The 981-nt window shown below is 67.4% G+C and carries 2 pseudogenes; both read left to right on the top strand.

The features are described 5' to 3' along the window. Nucleotides 1–40: 40 nt before the first annotated feature. A pseudogene (locus IH80_RS45195) lies at nucleotides 41–172 on the top strand (DUF6507 family protein); the annotation flags it as partial. A gap of 41 nt (nucleotides 173–213) precedes the next feature. Continuing rightward, nucleotides 214–981 (top strand): annotated as a pseudogene (locus IH80_RS0138430) (hypothetical protein); the annotation flags it as partial.

Raw genomic sequence — 981 nt, 5'->3', positions numbered from 1 at the left:
GGGTCGGTAGGGAAGTCGGGTTCACGGGGGTGGATCGTCCATGACGTCGTGGGACATCAAGCCGCAGGGTGTGCAAGGGCAGTTGAAGACCGTCGGCGGGAACGCCGGTGAGCTGGAGAAGGCCTTGAACGCGCTGCTGACGGCCATGTCGGAGGCGGCTCAGGCCGCGGGGGTGAATCTCGACATTCTGCGTGAGAAGCCGGGGGGCAAGAAGTGAGCGGGGACGCGCCGGTCGATCCGGCCGAGGTGCCGGTCTTCACCGGGAACCTGGCGGTGCTGGACGAGAAGGTGAAGGCCATCTCCTCGGGCGGGGCCACGGTCTCGACGAAGGCCTCGGACGTCCACACCAGCTTCGGCGGCCTGCAGGCCTTCTACCAGGCGCCCGAGGCCGACCAGCTCTTCGCGACGACGAAACCCGTCTCCGACCTCGGGCTGAAGCTCAGCTCCGACATGTGCACCATCGCCGGCGCCCTGGGCACGTACTCGCGTGATGCCGCGCCGGTCGTCAAGAAGCTGGAGAGTCTGAAGGCGGAGGCGGAGGCGTTCCGTACGAAGGTCTCCAAGGAGGACAAGTGGCGTGAGGACGGCGATCTGATCGACGAGAACCTCGAGCGCCGTAACAAGATCGCCGAGGTGTGGGCGGAGTTCCAGGAAGTGGAACGGGCTGCTCACGCGAAGATCGTCGCGTTGGTGGGCGGCAAGCCGCTGCGGGTCAACGACGGCTCCAACGCCAAGGACATGTACGGCTACGACGCCGAGGCGATGAAGCAGTCCAAGTCCCTGCCGTGGGGCGACGCGGTGGAGGAGTCCATCCCGGCGTGGCAGGTGTGGGAGCACGCCTGGGAGTTCGGCAAGGGCATCGTCGTCGACGGGGTCTGGGGCACCCTGAAGGGCCTGGGCGGCCTGGTCGGGCTTCAGGGCTGGGACGTGTTCAAGCAGTCCTGGACCGGCCTGGCCAAGCTGGGCACCGGCCTGGCGATC

The organism is Streptomyces sp. NRRL S-378 (assembly GCF_000720645.1).
Taxonomy (GTDB): Bacteria; Actinomycetota; Actinomycetes; order Streptomycetales; family Streptomycetaceae; genus Streptomyces.
The sequence above is the reverse complement of the archived record's forward strand: the minus strand, read 5'-3'. Positions and strand labels throughout refer to the sequence as shown.